Genomic DNA, 17,715 nt, shown 5'->3' with positions numbered 1-17,715 from the left:
ATCGGTGTGAGTTCTAGGTATCTCGTGACCTGGTATCTTGACTTATCCTATGCTTCGTTCACGGATGCGGCTCACACCGATATCTACACTATCCTCTTCGTCGGCAGCGTCGAATGTGTATAAGAGACAGTCCGTGCCCACCCGCGCCACCGGAATCCCGTACAGGCTGGACGCGGTCGCCAGCGCCGTGGAGAAACAGCCCACGACCAGCTCCGGCCTCAGACGCTCGAAGACCGTCTCCGCCAGCATCGGCGCCGTCAGGACGGTCAGCCGCGCCCCCAGCCCGCGCGCCGTCGCCGCCAGCGTGTGGGCGAGGTGCGCGGGAGCGCTGGGATGCGGCTTGAACAGCAGCGAGGTGTGCCCGGCCGCCACCGCGGCCCGGACCATCCGCTCGTACAGGTCCGTCTCCTCGGCCTGGGTGATCAGCCGCAGCGCCGACAGATACTGGCCCAGCAGCACCGCCGTGGGCCGGTCACCGCCCGCCACGGCGCGCTCCAGCGCCCCGGCGTCGGCCGCCCCCGTCTCCGACAGCACCCGCGTGAACTCCGCGTCCGGCACCGCGACCGGCTCCACGCCGTACTCCCGCAGCAGCAGTGGCCGCAGCCCCGGCACCACGTCCAGGTGCAGCAGCCGCGCCACCCGGCTGCCGGTGCCCGGCGGGATCTTCTCCCGCGTCGGGCCGTAGCTCATCAGACCGTCGGCGTAGACGTGCACGGGGCTGTCCGCGAAGATCTCGGTCAGCGCCCGGGCCGGGTTGACGTGCAGCGACTCGCAGACGATCTCCACCGGCCCGTCGTCCAGCTCCCACGCCTGGCGCAGCATGCTCCGCCACACCACGGTGTCCTCGGCGCGCGGTGCCCAGGCGGCCGGATGGTTGGGCTCGATGAGCCGGTTCCACGAGTGCACCGCGTCGAACTCGCCGCGCAGCGCCCCGAATCCCGGCATCCGGTCCAGCGGCGTGCTCAGCTCGGGGATGGCGGTGTTGTTGCTGACCACCAGAAGCCGCCGCCGCGCCCCGCGCGGCCCGAACTGCCCCGCCCGCAGCGAGGCGGCGACCGTCGCCGAGCCGTAGAGCGTGCTCGCCAGAACGATCAGCGTCATGCCGCCACCCCCGCCAGCCCGCTCCGCAGCCGGCGCAGCCGCGCCGCGCGCTCCACGCTCATGCCGTCGAGCCCCGCCCGCAGGTCCGCCTCCGGGATACGGCGCAGCGCCTCCCGGCTGCGCTGCCGGAGCGTCCGCGCCAGGCCACGCTCCAGACGCGAGTGGTGCTGCAGGTGGTGCAGGATGATGGCGCAGAAATTCCGTATCGCTTTCGGACGCAGACGTTCCGCTTCCGGGTCGTCCGCGAGTTCCGCCAGGATCATCTCGAACGCGGGAATGAAGTCGAGTTGCCGGTCATCGCCGATTTGCGTAAGCGAATTACCGACTCCGCGTCGGTAGAAGAAACCGTGCAGCCCCGCCACGGCATAGGAATCGGCGCGCCGGTGCAGGCGCCAGATCCAATGCCGGTCCTCCGCCGTGCGCAATCCGCAGTGGAATGTCAGCAGCCCGCGGTCCAGCAGCCTGCGGTGATAGATCCCCGCCGGCGGAAAGCAGTAATCGACCATCGTCGAACGATGCGCCGGGAGAATGGAGTCCCGCGGATCCAGCGCCACGTCGCGCCGTCCCTCCGGCGCGCGCCGTATCTCCCGCTTCACGCCGGTCGCCTGGACGTGATCGGTGCGCAGGAAATCCACGTCGAGGCCCGCGATGGCGCCGACCAGCCGCTCCAGATAGCCGGGGGCCAGCCAGTCGTCGCCGTCCAGGAACGTCAGGTAACGCCCTTCGGCCGCCGCGATCCCGTCGTTGCGGGTCGCGGACACCCCTTGGTTCGAGCGGTGCGTGACGATCCGTGAGTTCTCCAGATTCTCCGTGAGCGCGCGCAGCGCCGCGGCCGTCCCGTCCGTCGACGCGTCGTCCACGAAGATGAACTCGAAGTCACCCCGCGCGTTCTGCGCCAGGCTCGTCACCGTATCCGCGATGAATTCCTCGACGTTGTAGCAGGGGACGACGACGGACAGTGAGACATTTCTCGTCATGGGGTCACCGATCCAGGCCCGGCCGGCGCCCAGGGCGGCGGCGGAAAAGCGGAACGTGCGGCTCACGAACGGGAAGCGGGCCACCGTTCGCATGCCACGGGTTGACGGCCGGGCGGATGCCGGGCCTTGCACAGGGAAAGACCCGCCGGGGGCACCGGGAGTTGTAGCGCCAAGATCCGCTGTTACCGATCCATGACATTTGAACGACCCGCGCATCGGCCGCCGCCTGCCGGGCCAACGGCCTCCGGCTCAGTAGAGGTCGTCGAGCCGGTCGACGACCGCCCGGAGCTCGCGCCGCCTCGGGCGGGACATGGCGAGCATGACCGCTTCGAGGAAGTCCCGCGCCTCGAAAGGGTCGCCGCAGCACTCCCAGACGCCGCAGCCACCGTCATCGTCGACCCGGAGCCGGTGGGAGGGATCGTGCACGAAGCCGCGCCAGTGCCGCAGCGCCGTCGCCGTGACGCCGGGCCACAGATAGTTCCGCCGCCGCTCGATCCTGGAGATCTCGGCACACGCCGCCGGGGACAGAACGGCGAGACCAGGTGGGCGTTCGTCCCGGAGCCGGAGCCGCTGCTCCCCACGGACGCGCCCGGGCCGCCTACGCGGCATGAGCCCTTCGGTCGAAAGTCATACGGCGATCCTGCCAGAGCGGCATCGCGCCACGGTAGGCGGGCGCGGGCGAGAAAGTCCGGTCCGTGATGCGGCTGTCCCGCCGGACCGGGCGTCCTTCGCGGCGGGGCGTCGCGCCGGTCAGGTCCGGATCGTCCTCCCGCCCTGGCCGCCCCGTGCGACGGCATGGGAGCCGCGGCGGGCCCGCCCTCACCCGGGGTGGTCGCCGGCCACCTCGCGCAGACCGGCGTAACGCGCGTCCAGCCCGTCCAGAAAGGCGTCGAGCAGCAACCCGAACGCCTCCTCGTCGATCTCCGCCGCCACGCTCCGCAGCCGGTGCGCCCCGGTCAAGTGCGGGTACCGGTCCTGGTAGAGCAGCGCGTCGTCGTCGAAACCGTCGGCGAACGAGGTCGTGGCGGCGCCCACCACCAGGTACTTGATGGACGCGCCGATGAGCGTGGCCTGCCGCGGCGGCCATCCCGCGTCGACCAGCGCGCCGTGTACGGCGTCGGCGCGGCGCAGCGCCGACGCCCGCCGCCCGGGCCCGGCGGTCAGGAACGGCAGCATGTTCGGGTGCGAGCGCAGGGCCGCGCGGTAGGAACGGGCCCAGCGGGCCAGCCCGGCCCGCCAGTCATGGGCCGCGAACCCGGACACGTCCACCGAGGACATGATCGCGTCGCCGATCTCGTGCAGGACCTCGTCCTTCGTGGTGACGTGGTGGTACAGCGACGCGACCTGCACCCCCAGCCGCGCGGCGAGCTTGCGCATCGACAGACCGGCCAGCCCCTCGGTGTCCACGATCGCCAGCGCGGCCTCGCAGATGCTCGCGCGACTCAGGATCGGCGTTCTGGGCCGCCCCATGGAACCTCCGTTCGCCGCCCCGACCGCCCGGAAGTATATGCGGGTGACCCGGGCGGACCACCGCGTACGGGGACACGCTTGCCGAAGCGCGGCCGGGATGCGACCCTAACCGAACACTGTTCGGTTCGGGTGTCGCGCCCAGCCGGGCAACGGACCGAGACCGACACCGACACCGAGCCGGGCCCGCCCCGGGGACCAGGGAGGAAGCCATGCGCCGCACCGTGTTCACCGACGATCACGAGGCGTTCCGGAAGATGATCCGGGAGTTCATCGCCGCGAGGGTCGTGCCGGTGCACGACGAGTGGTTCGCCGCCGGCCAGGTACCGCGCGACTTCTACCGGGAACTGGGCGAGCTGGGCGTCTTCGGCATCGAGGTGCCCGAGGAATACGGCGGCGCCGGGATCGAGTCGTTCAAGTACAGCGCCGTGCTCTACGAGGAGACCACCCGGGCCGGCATCTCCTTCGGCGGTAGCAGCGTGCACGTCACCCTGTGCCTGCCCTACCTCAAGGCGTACGCCACCCCCGAGCAGAAGAACCGCTGGCTGCCCGGCTTCGTCGCCGGAACCACCATGTTCGCCATCGCCATGACCGAGCCCGGCACCGGATCGGACCTCGCCGGCATGCGCACCACGGCCCGGCTCTCCGACGACGGCACCCACTACGTGCTCAACGGCGCCAAGACCTTCATCACCGGCGGCGTGCACGCCGACCGCGTCATCGTCTGCGCCCGCACGGCCCCGCCCCGGGAGGACGACCGCCGGCACGGCATCTCGCTCTTCGTGGTGGACACCACCTCGCCCGGGTACGCCGTGGGCCGCAAGCTCGACAAACTCGGGCTGCGCACCTCCGACACCGCCGAACTCTCCTTCGCGGACGTCCGGGTGCCCGTCGAGGACCTGCTCGGCGAGGAGCACCGGGGCTTCTCCTACCTGGGGCAGAACCTGCCGCGCGAACGGCTGGCCATCGCGTTCAACGCCTACGCGCAGGCCGACGCGGCCGTCCGCTTCGCCCAGGAGTACACGCGGGACCGGTCGGTCTTCGGCAAGCCGGTGGCGTCGTTCCAGAACACCAAGTTCGAACTCGCCGCCTGCCGGGCCGAGGTGGACGCCATGCAGGCGGTGGCGGACCGCGCGCTGGAGGCCCACGACGTGGACGAGCTCACCGCCGCCGACGCCGCCTCCGCCAAGCTCTTCTGCACCGAGACCGCGGGACGGGTCATCGACCGCTGCCTCCAACCCCACGGCGGCTACGGCTACATCAACGAATACCCCATCGCCCGCCTGTACGCGGACAACCGCGTCAACCGCATCTACGGCGGCACCAGCGAGGTGATGAAGATGATCATCGCCAAGGACATGGGCGTCTGACCGGCCCCCGGCCCACCGCGCGGTCCCACGCCGACCGCGCGGTGCACCCCGACCGCGCATGACGCGTTCAGGTGTTCGTACGGCCGGCACAAACTTCCCGCACGCGTCTGTCTCCGGTTCACGGTCGTCTTTACGTTGTGCGCATGACGCGCATACGGACATTACTGATGTGCCCGGCGGTCGCGGTTCTCGCCGTGACGGCACTGGGTCCCGGATCGGCCGCCGCGGACTCATGGCACGGCCTGGGCCACGACAGCTACGACCGGTCCCTGTTCATCGGCGTGCCCACGGCGTCGGGCAGTCCGGGAAGCGCGGTGGTGCTCGACGACTCGCTGTTCGGTTACTCGCTGCGCAACTCCACCACATACACCCGGGGCGAGGGCGTCATCCCCGCCCCGGACGATCCGTACGCCGAGTTCTTCGGCACGGCGTTCGCGCACGGTGACCTCGACGGCGACGGCCACCCGGAACTCGTCGTCGGCGTCAAGGACGAGTCGCCGGTCGTGATCTGGGGCAGCCCGCAGGGTGCGGCCGACGAGGTGCTCACCATCGGCGTCCCCAACGGATACCCGGCGGTGGGCGACTTCGACGGCGATGGGCGGCAGCAACTCGCCGTGCTGGGACAGGACGAGCTGACGGTCTACGAGACCTTCGACGGCCGGGAGGCACCCGCCGCCGAGCGGGTCATCGTCGACGGAGCCCGGATGCCGGCGCACTGGGGCGAGTGGGGGGAGTGGACCCGCAGCTCTCCCCGAGGGCTGATCGCCGCGGACTTCACGGGCGACGGCCGCGACGAGCTGGTCGCCCACGGCGCGTACGCCTCGGGCGGCGACCTGCCGCCGATGAGCTGGGCCTCCTACTTCTCGGGCGGCGAGGACGGCATCGCCTTCGACCGGTACCTCTACGAGAAGCAGGGCTGCCACGAGCCTGAAGGCTGCTACGTCCACTCGGCGGCGGCCGGAGACGTCAACGGCGACGGAGCGGCCGATCTCGTCACGGCCATCGGCGGCATCGACCGGCCGGGGGTCGACGTGTACTACGGCGGCTCCGGTGGGCCGGCGGACGAGCGTGAACGCTTCGGCCGCACCGCTTTGGGCCTTCCCGTCGACGAGGTCGTCGGTGAGACGGCCAGGGGCGACGAGGGCGGCTGGGTCGTCTCGGTGTCGGACGCGACCGGTGACGGCTATGCCGACCTGGCCCTGGGCATCCCGGCACGGATGCCGGCCGACTTCAGTCTGTACGCGGTCGGACAGGCCGTCTTCGTACCGGGCTCCGCGACCGGCTTCGACCCGTCGGGGACGCGGGAAATCGACCTGGACACGCCGGGGATCCCCGGCACCCCCGACGATCAGACGTGGTTCGGCCAGGACGTGCAACTGATCCCCGCCGACGGCCTCCGGCCCGGCTGGCTCGCTGTCTCCACACGGGACGGCGTCGTCGTCCTGCCGGTGTTCCGCGGCGGCCCCGTCCCGCGCCTGGCCCGTTCCTTCTCCGCGGAGGATCTGCACGCCGACGACTCCGACTTCCACGCCCGCGACGGCTACAACCTGAGTTCATGACGCGCGTCCGGGGCGCCCGCACCACGGCGCCCCGGCCCCGCGCGGCCCCCGGCACACCCGACGGCCCAACCCGCCGGCAGCGCCGCGCCGTTCACCCGTGCCGGAACCTCGGCCGGTCCCGCTCCGGCCACCCTGCCGGGAAGCGGACCGCCGAAGCCGAGCCGTCCCGCCGGTGACGCCGCACGGCACCGCGTGTCATGATGTGCCGCGACAGGGCGACGGCGGAACGAGGAAGCCGGTGGAAATCCGGCGCGGTCCCGCCACTGTGATCGGCGAGCGGATCCCGGACAGGCCACTGCCCCGCCAGGGGTGGGAAGGCCGGGACGAGCACTGACCCGAGAGCCAGGAGACTCACGCGGTCGCCTCCTCGAAGTAAGCCGGGGCGGATCTCCCCGGAGGAGGAGGGTGTCTCGGCATGCTCGTGCCGTCCACCGATCCGGCCACGTGCCGGATCACCGTATGCCGCGACTGCTGCTGCGGCAGCGCGAAAGTGCCCGGCATCGACCACACGGAGCTGACCACGCGGCTGGCCCGCTGGTCCCCGGTGACCGTCTCCCGCTGCCTGGGCGTGTGCGAACAGGCGAACGTCGTGGTCGTCCATCCCTCCGCCCCGGGCCGTGCCGCCGGCGGGCGCCCCGTCTGGCTCGCGCTGGTCAACAGCGCGGACGCGGCCGGGGACATCTGCGACTGGGTGCGCCTCGGCGGCCCGGGAACCGCCGCCCTGCCCGCCGTACTCGGCCTTCACCTGTTCACGCCGCCGCGCCGCACGCCCGCCCCCGGGCGCCGCCGCGGTGCGCGCTGAGCGCGCTCGTTCCCGCGGTGAGAGGAAAGACCCCATGAGACGAAACCCTGGCGCACGGATACGCGCCCCCCGGCCGGTCGCGGCGGCCGTCTCCTCGGCCGCCGCCCTGGTCCTGCTGCTGGCCGGCTGCGGCGGCAACGGCCCCGGCCCGGACACCGGCGCGGACGCCCCGCCCGGCTTTCCCGTCACGCTGGACAACTGCGGCGAGCGGACCATGTTCGACGCCCCGCCCGAGCGCGCGGTGTCGCTCAACCAGCACGCCACCGAGGTGATGCTGGCCCTGGGGCTGGAGGAGTCGATGGTGGGAACGGCCTACCTCGACGACAGCATCCTGCCGGAGTACCAGGACGCCTACGACAGTGTGGAGGTGCTCGCGGAGGAGTACCCCTCGTACGAGGCGATCCTCGCGGCCGAACCGGACTACGTCTACGGCGGCTTCGCCAGCACCTTCGAGGAGGGCCGCGGCAGGGAGGCGTTTGCCGGACTCGGCATCGGCACCCGCCTCAACCTCGAAGAGTGCGCGGCCGGCCCGGTGACGGTGGACCTGATGGACCGCGAGATCAGGGAAGTCGCCCGCACCTTCGGGGTCGAGGACCGGGCCGAGGACCTCCTGGCCGGCCTGCACGCCACCTTGGACACCGTCGCGGAGCAACTCCACGGCGTGGAGCCGCTCGACGTCTTCGTCTACGACAGCGGCGAGAGCACCGCCTTCACCGCGGGCGGCGCCGGCATCGGCAACGAGATGATCGAACTCGCCGGTGGCGTCAACATCTTCGCCGACCTGGACAAGACGTTCGGTGACGTCTCCTTCGAACAGGTCGCCGCACGCGCGCCCGACGTCATCGTGATCTACGACTACGGCGACCAGCCGGTCGAGGACAAGCGGGAGTTCCTGCTCTCCCACCCGGCGCTCCAGCACGTGCCGGCGATCCAGGAGGAACGGTTCGCGGTGCTGCCTTGCCTCTTATACTCATTTGACTCTTCCGACTCAGGGGTTAGCGCTCCTCCTCGTTATCACTCTTGTCTTTAATGTAACACCACAAGCGAAGATCTTTCATTACCCTGTCTGCAGTCATATGTTCTGATGGTATGTAGTACTAAGGCGATCATTATTTTTGTACCAGCCAGAAGACGGCATACAAGTTTTCTGCCTGTCTCGTGGGCTCGGAGGTGTTTATAAGGGACGGCCCGGGGCCCGGCGCGCCCCCTACTCCGTGGTGACGGCCGGTCTGGTGGCGCTGCTGCTGGTCACGGCGACGATGGCGGGGACGGTCGGCTCGGTCGCCGTGCCCGCCGAAGAGGTGTGGCGGATCGTGCTGCACCGTCTCCACCCGTCCCTGGCGACGGCGGACTGGCCGCCGGTGCGCGAGACCATCGTGATGGACGTGCGGCTGCCGCGGGCACTGCTGTGCGCGGTGGTCGGCGCCGGCCTGTCGGTGACCGGCATGGCGCTCCAGGCGCTGGTGCGCAATCCCCTGGCGGACCCGATGCTGCTGGGTGTCTCCTCCGGCGCGAACGTCGGCGCGGTGCTCGTCCTGGTCCTGAACGTGTCACTGTTCGGGATGTTCTCGCTGACGCTGGCGGCGTTCACGGGCGCGCTGGCGGCGCTGGTGGCCGTGTACTTCCTGGCCCGGACCGGCGGCCGGATGACCACGGTGCGGCTGGTGCTGGCCGGGGTGGCGACCGCGGAAGTGCTGTCGGCGGTGGCGAGCCTGATCGTGGTGACCTCGGACGATCCGCGGCGCGCCCAGTCGGCGCTGCGCTGGATGCTGGGCGGGCTGGCCGGCACCACCTGGGACCTCGTCTGGATCCCCTCGGCGGCCGTGCTGCTCGGCACGGTGGTGCTGCTGGGCTGCACCCGCCCGCTGAACCTGCTGCTGGCGGGGGAGGAGGCCGCGGCGGCGCTGGGCCTGGACGTGCACCGGTTCCGCAGCGCGCTGTTCGTGCTGGTGGCGCTGATGATCGGCACGATGGTGGCGGTCAGCGGGCAGATCGGCTTCGTCGGGCTGGTCATGCCGCACATGGTGCGGCTGCTGGTCGGGGCCGACCACCGGCGGGCGCTTCCGGCCGCGGCGCTGCTGGGCGCCTCCTTCCTGATCGCCGCCGACCTGGCGGCCCGCACCGTGATCGCTCCCGAGGAGATACCGGTGGGCATCCTGACCGCCCTCGTGGGCGGACCGTTCTTCCTGTGGCTGATGCGGCGGAGGGCCCGGTGAACGCGGCACCGGAGCCACTGGAGTTCGCGGAGGTCCGTGTGACCGTACGCGGCCGGGCGCTGGTGGACGGGGTCAGCCTGCGGGTGCGGCCGGGCGAGCTGGTGGCGCTGGCCGGGCCCAACGGCGCGGGGAAGTCCACCCTGTTGCGTACCTGCTACCGGGCGCTGCGCCCGACGGGCGGCCGGGTGCTGCTCGGGGGTGACGACGTGTGGCGGATGCCGGGCCGGGCGCTGGCCAGGCGGATGGCCGCCGTTCTCCAGGAGGGCGGCGGTGATTTCGACCTGACGGTGTACGACGTGGCGGCGATGGGCCGTACCCCGCACAAGCGGTCCTTCGAGGGCGACGGCGAGACGGACCGGGCGGTGATCACGGACGCGCTGGCGGCGCTCGGCGTCGCCGGACTGGCCGGTGCCCCGTTCTCCTCACTGTCGGGAGGGGAGAAGCAGCGGGTGCTGATCGCCCGCGCGGTGGCGCAGCGGGCGGGCACGATGGTGCTGGACGAGCCGACCAACCATCTCGACCTGCGGCACCAGCGGGACACCCTCACGCTGGTCCGGCGACTGGGCGTCACCGCCCTGGTGGCCCTGCACGACCTGAACCTGGCGGCGGCGTTCTGCGACCGCGTCTGCGTCATGGACGGCGGCCGCCTGGTCGCGGCCGGCACCCCGGCCGAGGTGCTGACCTCCGAACTGCTGGCCGGCGTGTACGGAGTGGAGGCCGAGGTGACGGAACATCCGCGCACCGGCCGCCCGCAGATCGTGCTGCTGACCGGCCCGCCGGGTGGTCCGGGACCGGGATGAGCGGTCCGGGGCCGGGCGGGGTGTCGGCTCACTGGTTCCGGACGGCTCGGCCCGTTCCTGTCCGGGGGAAGCCTCCGGGCGGTGACGTAGCCGTGGTTTGCGGGCTCCGCGGACGCGATGCCTCGTGGGTGTATGCGCGTGGCGTGAGTGGGATCCCGGCGGCGAGAACGGCGAGGATGACGCCGGTCCCTCCGGCCGGGGGGCTGCGGCCTCGCCCTCGCGGCCCGCACGGCGCTAGCGTCAAGGTCATGATCGTATGGCTCAACGGCACCCACGGTGCGGGCAAGACGACGACCAGCGCGCTCGTGCAGCAGATGATCCCGGACTCCCGGGTGTTCGATGCCGAGAAGGTCGGCGAGACACTCATGGACATCAAGCCAGGACTGCCCGCGACGGACAACTTCCAGCACTGGCCGCCGTGGCGGCCCCTCGTGGTCGAGACCGCCCGACGTGTCCTCGACTACACCGGTGGCACCCTGGTGATGCCCATGACAGTCCTGGTCGAGCAGTACTGGCGCGAGATCAGCTCGGGCCTTGCCCAGCACGGTATTCCGGTCCGGCACTTCGTCCTCCATGCGGACCAGGACACCCTCCGCACGCGCATCGCGGGCGACACCGTTCTCGGCCCCAACTCCCCGTTCCGTCTCCAGTACCTTGAGCCCTACGCTGAGGCGGCCCGGACGTGGCTGCACGCCGAGGCCGAAGTCGTGGAAACCACGCACCTCACACCCGCCCAGGCCGCCCAGCAGATCGCGGAGGCCGTCAAGAGTTGAGAGAACGTGTGTCTGAACACGGAACTCGTCGATCTCCGGGAGTTCGGTGCGGGGTGTCGGCTCGGTGGTTCCGGGCGGCTCGGCCCGTTCCTGTCCGGGAGTAGCCTCCGGGCGGTGACGCAGCAGCGGTGCCCGGGTTCCGGAACACGATGCCTCGCGGGCGCGGGCGCGGGCGCGTGCGCGTGGCGTGAGGTCATTCCGCCGGGTGCGATGCCGGCGCGGGCGTGGTGGGTGCCGTGTCGGTCCTGTGTCCGCTGGACGTCACGCGTCGTTCGTGTCGGGCGGTCTGTGCGCTCAGGACGCAGGCGGCGAGAACGGCGAGGATGACGCCGGTCCACATGGCGGGTGCTGTGCCGGTGTCGCCGGCGCCGCTGATGGCGACGCCGCCGGCGGCGCTGCCGGCCACGACGCCCAGGGTGATGACGGACGTGTGCACGGTGTTGACCAGGTTGCCCGCTCCGGCGACTTCGACGACCCGGACGACGAGCGCGGGGTTCATCGTGACGCCGGTGAGGCCGACCAGGAGCACGCCGGTCAGGGCGGCGAGCGGAACGTGGGCGAAAAGCGCGAGAACCGCCAGCGACCCGACCAGAACGAGGTGGCCGGTGCGCAGCAGGGTTACCGCGTGGCGGTCCGCGTAACGGCCTGTCAGAGCGTTGCCGATGACGGTGCACAGGCCGTAGCCGAAGAGGATCACGGTCGTCGTGCGGGAGGAGAAGCCGGCGTCCTGTTCCAGCAGGGGAGTGAAGTAGGAGAACGCGCCGTAGGCCGCCCCGATGGTGAGCAGGCTGACGAGGTAGCGGCTCCACAGGCGGGGCGAGCGGAACTGCTGGAGTTCGTCCGAGGTGGTCCGCGCGGAGACCGCGGGCAGCGCGGGCAGGGTACGCAGGTCGAGCAGGGCGACGATCAGGCCGGCGCCGCCCAGGAGGACGAAACTCGTCTGCCAGTTCCACGCGGTGGCGATGGCGTGGCTGATGGGCAGGCCGAGTACGGCGCCGAGCATGAGCCCGTTGAGCACGACGGAGATCGAGGACGCGATGCGGTCCGGGCCGGGGGCGAGCCTGGCGGCCATGGTCAGGGTGAGGCCGAACACGGCGCCGCCGAGAGTTCCGGTCAGCAGCCGGAGGGCCGCGACCCACCAGTAGGCCGGCACCAGGGGGACGGCGGCTTCCAGTACCGCGTAGACGGTGACGACTCCCAGCAGCGCGGTCCTGGGCGGGACCAGGCGCAGGGCCCAGGCGATGAGCGGCCCGCCGATCGCCATGCCGAAGGAGTAGACCGAGATGAGAGCACCCGTCGCGGCGGTCGAGGCGCCGAGACCACGGGCCATGTCGGGCAGCATGCCCATCGTCTGCAACTCGCTCATGGCGACGAGGAGCAGGGTGAGCATGAGCCAGAAGAGGGGCCGTTTGTTCACAGCGGGAACCTTTTCTGTACTCTAGAGTCCAAAATCTGGGCGTGGTGAGGCCAGGGCCGGCCGGTCTCTTCGCTCAGGCCAGGAGGGAGCGCAGCCCGTCCAGTGCGATGCGGTGCAACACCTCGGGGGCCACTCCGGTCTGTGCCGTCACGCGAAGACCCGCGATGAGCGTGTTGACCAGGAGCGCGCCCTCGGCGGCGTCGGGGCCGTCGGGGATGCTTCCGTCCGCGCGGCCGGCCCGGATGGTGTCCTCCAGCAGGGCGAGCCGCTCCCGCAGGTCCCGCTCGAGGATGCGCCCGATACGCCCGTCGCGCGCCCGCACGTCGGGATTCATCAGCGTGTGCACGCTCATGCAGCCGGCGGCGTGCCCCTCGTCGCGGGCGACGCGCTCCTCGCCGACGATCGCGTCGACGAGCTTCCGGAGCCGTTCGGCGCCACTGAGGGATGTGTCGGTCAGGATCGCCGCCTGACGCTCCCGCATGGTGGCCGCGTAGTGCTCCAGCGCCCGGACGAAAAGCTCGTCCTTGGACGTGAACGCGTTGTACAGACTGCTGCGCCGTACGCCGGCGGCCTCGCAGAGCTGCTCGGTCGACGTATCGGCGTACCCGTGGACACGGAACTGCGCCGCCGCCGCCTCGAGGACCGTCGTCTCGTCGAAGGTGCGTGGTCTGGCCATGGGTGGACGCTACCACATTCTGTACTCTGCTATCCAGAATCTGCGGCGCCGCACCTTCCCGGCGACCGGTCGTCCGCGCCGACAACGGACAACGGGTGGGCGCGGGGGGTGCGGAGAGCCCGCCGCCGACTGCCGGGAGCATTCGCCGGCCGTTCGTCGGTGCTCGTGGAGCCGTGCCCGCCGTGAGCCGGGATGGGGCGTCGCGTCGCTTTCATCGGTGACCGGGTCGTGGCTCCCACACGCCACGAGGGTCGCGCCGGCACATCCGGGACGGGCCGTGACGGCCCGGCGCCGACCGTTCCGCGGCGCCCCGGCAGCACCGCCGCGCACGCCCGCGCCGCGGAACGCCGTGCTGCCCGTGCTGGCCGGCCACGACAGCCATCAGCGGCCCGGCCTGCCTGACGACCCGCTCTGCCCGGTGATCGACCCCCGCAACGCACGGGGCTGGGGCGTCCGCCCGCGCCCGGCCGGTCACCGGCCAGGCGGCCTGGGGGTTCCCTGGGAAGGGGCGAGGGCCCGCGCGTCACCGTGCCGCGCGGGCCTTGAGGGGCTCCCACCACCAGCGGTTGTCCCGGTACCACGCCACGGTCTCCGCGAGCGCGGTGTCGAAGTCGACGCGCGGCCGGTAGCCCAACTCGTCGCGGATCTTGCTCCAGTCCACCGCGTACCGCCGGTCGTGGCCCTTGCGGTCCTCGACCGGTTCCACGCGGTCCCAGCCGGCGCCGCACGCGGCCAGCAGCCGCGCGGTCAGCTCCCGGTTGGTCAGCTCGGTGCCGCCGCCGATGTTGTAGATCTCGCCGGGCCGGCCGGTGGTGCGGACGAGTTCGACACCGCGCACGTGGTCGTCGATGTGGAGCCATTCCCGCACGTTCAGCCCGTCGCCGTACAGCGGTACCGTCCGTCCGTCCAGCAGGTTGGTGATGAACAGCGGGATGACTTTCTCGGGGAACTGGTGGTGCCCGAAGTTGTTGGAGCAGCGGGTCACGCGTACATCCAGGCCATGGGTGCGGTGGTAGGACAGGGCGAGCAGATCCGACGCGGCCTTGGACGCGGCGTAGGGCGAGCTGGGGCGCACCGGGTCGGTCTCGGGCCACGAACCGCTGTCCAGCGAGCCGTAGACCTCGTCCGTGGAGATGTGGACGAACGTGGCGACGCCGCCGCGCAGCGCCGCGTCCAGGAGGTGCTGAGTGCCCAGCACATTGGTCGTGACGAACTCGGTGGCGCCCAGGATGGAACGGTCCACGTGCGTCTCGGCGGCGAAGTGCACCACCTGGTCATGGCCGGCGACCACCGAGGCGACCAGGCCGGGATCCCTGATGTCGCCGCGCACGAAACGGAACCCGGGACGGTCGCGGACCGGGTCGAGGTTGGCCGGGTTCCCGGCATAGGTCAGGGCGTCCAGGACCGTGACGCGGACGTCGCCCGGGCCTTCCGGGCCGAGCAGCGTGCGCACGTAGTGCGAGCCGATGAAGCCGGCGCCGCCGGTGACCAGGATTCTGGTGGTCATGACGAGATCCGCACCTCGCTGTCGTCGCCGCGCACGAGTCGGCGGGTGTGGCGCGGCTGCGCGGGGCCGGAGCCACCTCGACCTTACGGCCGGCGAGGCACGTCTCGACACACGCGCACGCCGGTCAGGGACGAGTCGCCGCGGACACCTGCGCCGAGGCGTCCCTCGCCCGGGGCGTCCGGAAACGGGAAGGGGTGCGGTGCCGGACCTGCCGCGCCGGCAGACCGGCGGCGATGGCCGCGCGGTGGCGGCCACCCACCGGCTCCGGGCGAGTCCGTGCTCACCGAGGAGCAGGTTCCGGGCCGTTTGATAGACAGGGACGATGTCTGTCGAACCGCGTCATGAACAGGTGACGATCCCCGGCGATCCTGACCTTTCGTTCCACGTGGTGACGGCCGGTCCGCCGGACGGCAGACCGTTCCTGTTCCTGCACGGCTGGCCCGAATGCTGGCGCACCTGGCAGGACGTGATGATCGCCGCCGCGGGCGACGGTGTGCGGGCCATCGCCATCGACCTGCCGGGCATCGGCACGTCCGGCCCGGCCGCCGGCGGCGGATCCAAGCGCCGCCTGGCTCAGGCGGTGCACGCGCTGGCGCGGCATCTGCGGCTCCCCGATCTCACGCTCGTCGGGCACGATGCCGGCGGCATGGTGGCGTACGCGTACCTGCGGCTGTACGAGGACGTCGGCCGCGTCGTCGTCATGAACACCGTGATCCCGGGCGTCGACCCCTGGGACGAGGTGCTGCGCGATCCACACGTCTGGCACTTCGGCCTGCACGCGGTGCCCCGACTGCCGGAGAGCCTGGTCCAGGGGCGGCAGAGCGCGTACTTCGACTACTTCTACGACGCACTCTCGGGCGATCCCGCCCGCATCACCCCGGAAGCGCGAGCCGCGCACGCCGCCGCCTACCAGGAGGACGCGGCACTCTCCGCCGGGTTCGATCTCTACCGGGCCTTCCCCCAGGACGCCCGCGACAACGCCGCCTTCGCCGGGACCGCTCCCGTCGAGACACAGGTGCTGTACCTGCGAGGCGACAGAGAAGGCGGCGACATCGCCGCTTACAAGCGGGGATTGCGCCGCGCCGGAGTCCGGAACCTGACGACCGCCGTGCTGCCCGGAACAGGCCATTTCGCACAGGAGGAGGCGCCGGAACAGGTCTGGCATCACGTCCGCGACTTCACCGCCGGGCGGTCATGAGCGCCTGTCGCCTGTCCGACAGCCTGGTGACCCGGGCCGCAGGTTCGCCGGTGGTCCGGTGTGAGTCGTCCGGGTCCGAAGATGTCCCGCCGTCGCCGGCACAGAACCGGCTGGGCAGCGGCGGCTTCCGACAGCTCCAAGGGGTGTTCCCGCGGCTGGCGGCGCCGCGGTGTCACAGAACCCGGCGCATGCACACCCGCGGCCACCGGTCCAGGCCATGTGCCGCTTCGCGCTCGCGGATCTTCCGCAGGCCGGGGGCGAGCGTGTGGTCGTCCATGGGCTCAAAACCACAGCGCGCGTAGTAGGGGGCGTTCCACGGGACCTGGGTGAACGTGGTCAGGGTCAGGGCGGGCGCACCCTCGCTCCTGGCGCGGGCCGCCAGATGATCGAGCAGCGACCGGCCGATGCCACGACGCGCGCTGCCCGGGTGCACCGAGACCTGCTCGACATGGAGGTTGCCTTCGACACGGTCGGCGATCAGGTAGGCGACCGGCGCGTCGTTGTCGTCGGCCGCGACCCAGGCCAGCCCGGCGCGGTGGTAGCGGGCGAGTTCGCCGAGCGGGAGTGGCTCGTCCTCGGCGATCTGCGACATGCCGATGTCCCGGAAGCACCGCCCGGCGGCCCTCTCGATGTCCTGCAGGACGGGCAGTTCGCCCAGGCGCGCGGCTCGGATACGCATGGACGCATTCCCCCACGGCACGCCGGACGACGCCACCGATTAACGATCCCGCGACGGCGGTCCGCCGGCGCGGGCCCGCACCGACCGGCCCGCGCGGCGCTCACGCCGGACGCCGGCGCCTCTCCCACCGCGGCAGGGCGAACGTTCCTTCGGGGGAGCGGTCATTCGAACGGCCCGGCCGGACACGTCCACGAGTCCGGCCGGGAGCCGCCCGGCGGGCTGGAGACCGAACCGGTCGGGCCCGGACCGGCCGGTGTCGGCTTCCCCGTACCTCACATGTGCCGCTCCGCCTGCTGCATACCGCCTCCCCCCTGAGAGAAGGCACGCCGGCCGGGGCAGAACCATGACCGTGCGCCGCGGCTTCTGCCGTGCCCGATCCTGGACCACCCTCACCGGTCGGCCTGGAGCGCGATGCCGGTCGCACCTGCTCCCCGGCGGGGTCCGGTGTGAGGTGCCATCCGTGGGCAGGCGGATGGTGCTGTCCAGGGCGCCGGGGGATGGGCCGGTCAGGGTGACATCATTCCGGTTCCCCGGGTGACACGAGCCGGGATCGGCCGGTGTCACCGTTCTCGAATCCCCCAACTGTTCCGGCCGAGTCCACGGGCACGCGCGGGTGCGTCCGCGCTCTTCGGTGACGGGCTGTCAATGCGCGGCGAGGCCGTCTTGCCGGGGCACGGTCAGCCCCGTCATCCTGGGCTCTCCGAATGCCGGTCTCCTCTGAGAGGTACGTACTGTGCGCCTTCGATCCGCTCTCGTTCTTGCCCCGCTGACGCTCGTGCTGGCCGTCGGCGGCGTGTCCACCGCGAGCGCCGCCACCGAGACGGCGGAGAGTCCCATCGACGCCACCCTCGACATCAGCATCGATATCGTCGGTGTGGTCGGCTGTGTGGCCGACGCGGTCGAGACCCCCACGGACCAGACCGTGCTGCTCGACTGCCTGACCGGCCGCTGACCCGCGCCTCGCGATGACCGGGGGGACCCCGTCGGCCGGCGGGGTCTCCCCCCTTTCCGGGCGCGGACCCGGAAAACCGTTTCTTATATACACCTCACGCTGCCGCCGCAGCGGCTGGACGCATGACAGCCAGTATCCACTGCACTTATACAGAGGAGACGCACACTTTTACAACTGGCTTCTCCCACCACCCACGCTCACTTGCAACCCAATAACACCGG

At 71.4% G+C, this 17,715-nt stretch carries 16 protein-coding genes and 1 riboswitch; of the genes, 9 read left to right on the top strand and 7 right to left on the bottom strand.

Translation table 11 applies throughout. The annotated features are described in order from the left end of the window. Window positions 1–1,097: 1,097 nt before the first annotated feature. The 3 genes from BN2279_RS04965 to BN2279_RS04955 all read right to left on the bottom strand — a co-directional run bounded on the left by BN2279_RS04965 (window position 1,098) and on the right by BN2279_RS04955 (window position 3,548). Window positions 1,098–2,078: a glycosyltransferase family 2 protein gene (locus BN2279_RS04965; RefSeq protein WP_059006861.1), complete on the bottom strand. Its 981-nt coding sequence runs from the start codon at window positions 2,076–2,078 to the stop codon at window positions 1,098–1,100. A 249-nt stretch (window positions 2,079–2,327) separates the two neighbouring features. Continuing rightward, a complete protein-coding gene (locus tag BN2279_RS30255) occupies window positions 2,328–2,687 on the bottom strand; it encodes a hypothetical protein (protein WP_059006854.1) in 360 nt (119 codons plus the stop codon). 210 nt (window positions 2,688–2,897) lie between these two features. Continuing rightward, entirely contained in the window at window positions 2,898–3,548 is a 651-nt protein-coding gene (locus BN2279_RS04955; RefSeq protein WP_059006852.1) for a TetR/AcrR family transcriptional regulator, read from the bottom strand. A 209-nt stretch (window positions 3,549–3,757) separates the two neighbouring features. On the opposite strand from BN2279_RS04955, the gene BN2279_RS04950 reads away from it, so the two are divergent. The 7 genes from BN2279_RS04950 to BN2279_RS04920 all read left to right on the top strand — a co-directional run bounded on the left by BN2279_RS04950 (window position 3,758) and on the right by BN2279_RS04920 (window position 11,065). Then, window positions 3,758–4,915, top strand: a complete 1,158-nt coding sequence (locus BN2279_RS04950; protein ID WP_059006850.1) for an acyl-CoA dehydrogenase family protein — start codon at window positions 3,758–3,760, stop codon at window positions 4,913–4,915. A gap of 143 nt (window positions 4,916–5,058) precedes the next feature. Continuing rightward, a complete protein-coding gene (locus BN2279_RS04945; protein WP_079031850.1) occupies window positions 5,059–6,474 on the top strand; it encodes an FG-GAP repeat domain-containing protein in 1,416 nt (471 codons plus the stop codon). Between the two features lie 173 nt (window positions 6,475–6,647). Beyond that, window positions 6,648–6,847: riboswitch (cobalamin riboswitch) on the top strand. A 42-nt stretch (window positions 6,848–6,889) separates the two neighbouring features. After that, window positions 6,890–7,276 carry a hypothetical protein gene (locus BN2279_RS04940; protein ID WP_059006846.1) on the top strand — a complete coding sequence of 129 codons (387 nt, stop codon included), beginning with the start codon at window positions 6,890–6,892 and terminating at the stop codon, window positions 7,274–7,276. A 34-nt stretch (window positions 7,277–7,310) separates the two neighbouring features. Next, on the top strand, window positions 7,311–8,306 hold the full coding sequence (locus tag BN2279_RS04935; RefSeq protein WP_079031849.1) for an ABC transporter substrate-binding protein: 996 nt from the start codon (window positions 7,311–7,313) through the stop codon (window positions 8,304–8,306). 184 nt (window positions 8,307–8,490) lie between these two features. After that, the gene (locus tag BN2279_RS04930) at window positions 8,491–9,492 is read left to right on the top strand and encodes a FecCD family ABC transporter permease (RefSeq protein WP_234347460.1); all 1,002 of its coding nucleotides are present in this window, start codon (window positions 8,491–8,493) and stop codon (window positions 9,490–9,492) included. Further along, window positions 9,465–10,292 carry an ABC transporter ATP-binding protein gene (locus BN2279_RS04925; protein WP_059006845.1) on the top strand — a complete coding sequence of 276 codons (828 nt, stop codon included), beginning with the start codon at window positions 9,465–9,467 and terminating at the stop codon, window positions 10,290–10,292. Before BN2279_RS04930 ends, BN2279_RS04925 begins: the two co-directional genes overlap by 28 nt. A 248-nt stretch (window positions 10,293–10,540) precedes the next feature. Next, the gene (locus BN2279_RS04920; RefSeq protein ID WP_059006843.1) at window positions 10,541–11,065 is read left to right on the top strand and encodes an AAA family ATPase; all 525 of its coding nucleotides are present in this window, start codon (window positions 10,541–10,543) and stop codon (window positions 11,063–11,065) included. Window positions 11,066–11,258: 193 nt separating this feature from the next. On the opposite strand, the gene BN2279_RS04915 is transcribed toward BN2279_RS04920, so the two are convergent. The 3 genes from BN2279_RS04915 to rfbB form a co-directional block, all read right to left on the bottom strand. Then, complete coding sequence (locus BN2279_RS04915) at window positions 11,259–12,482, bottom strand: MFS transporter (RefSeq protein WP_199827632.1); 1,224 nt, start codon at window positions 12,480–12,482, stop codon at window positions 11,259–11,261. 73 nt (window positions 12,483–12,555) lie between these two features. Further along, window positions 12,556–13,158 carry a TetR/AcrR family transcriptional regulator gene (locus BN2279_RS04910; protein WP_059006839.1) on the bottom strand — a complete coding sequence of 201 codons (603 nt, stop codon included), beginning with the start codon at window positions 13,156–13,158 and terminating at the stop codon, window positions 12,556–12,558. 523 nt (window positions 13,159–13,681) lie between these two features. Beyond that, window positions 13,682–14,665, bottom strand: a complete 984-nt coding sequence (gene rfbB, locus BN2279_RS04905) for a dTDP-glucose 4,6-dehydratase (protein ID WP_059006837.1) — start codon at window positions 14,663–14,665, stop codon at window positions 13,682–13,684. Between the two features lie 322 nt (window positions 14,666–14,987). On the opposite strand from rfbB, the gene BN2279_RS04900 reads away from it, so the two are divergent. Continuing rightward, window positions 14,988–15,863: an alpha/beta fold hydrolase gene (locus tag BN2279_RS04900; RefSeq protein ID WP_079031848.1), complete on the top strand. Its 876-nt coding sequence runs from the start codon at window positions 14,988–14,990 to the stop codon at window positions 15,861–15,863. A gap of 172 nt (window positions 15,864–16,035) precedes the next feature. Here BN2279_RS04900 and BN2279_RS04895 read toward each other — a convergent pair whose 3' ends face one another. Next, window positions 16,036–16,542 carry a GNAT family N-acetyltransferase gene (locus BN2279_RS04895; RefSeq protein ID WP_059006832.1) on the bottom strand — a complete coding sequence of 169 codons (507 nt, stop codon included), beginning with the start codon at window positions 16,540–16,542 and terminating at the stop codon, window positions 16,036–16,038. A 733-nt stretch (window positions 16,543–17,275) separates the two neighbouring features. Here BN2279_RS04895 and BN2279_RS29095 point away from each other — a divergent pair. Then, a complete protein-coding gene (locus tag BN2279_RS29095) occupies window positions 17,276–17,494 on the top strand; it encodes a hypothetical protein (RefSeq protein ID WP_159037068.1) in 219 nt (72 codons plus the stop codon). Window positions 17,495–17,715: the final 221 nt, after the last annotated feature.

The organism is Streptomyces specialis, assembly GCF_001493375.1.
Taxonomy (GTDB): Bacteria; Actinomycetota; Actinomycetes; order Streptomycetales; family Streptomycetaceae; genus Streptomyces; species Streptomyces specialis.
This window is presented reverse-complemented; position numbering and strand designations above follow the sequence as displayed.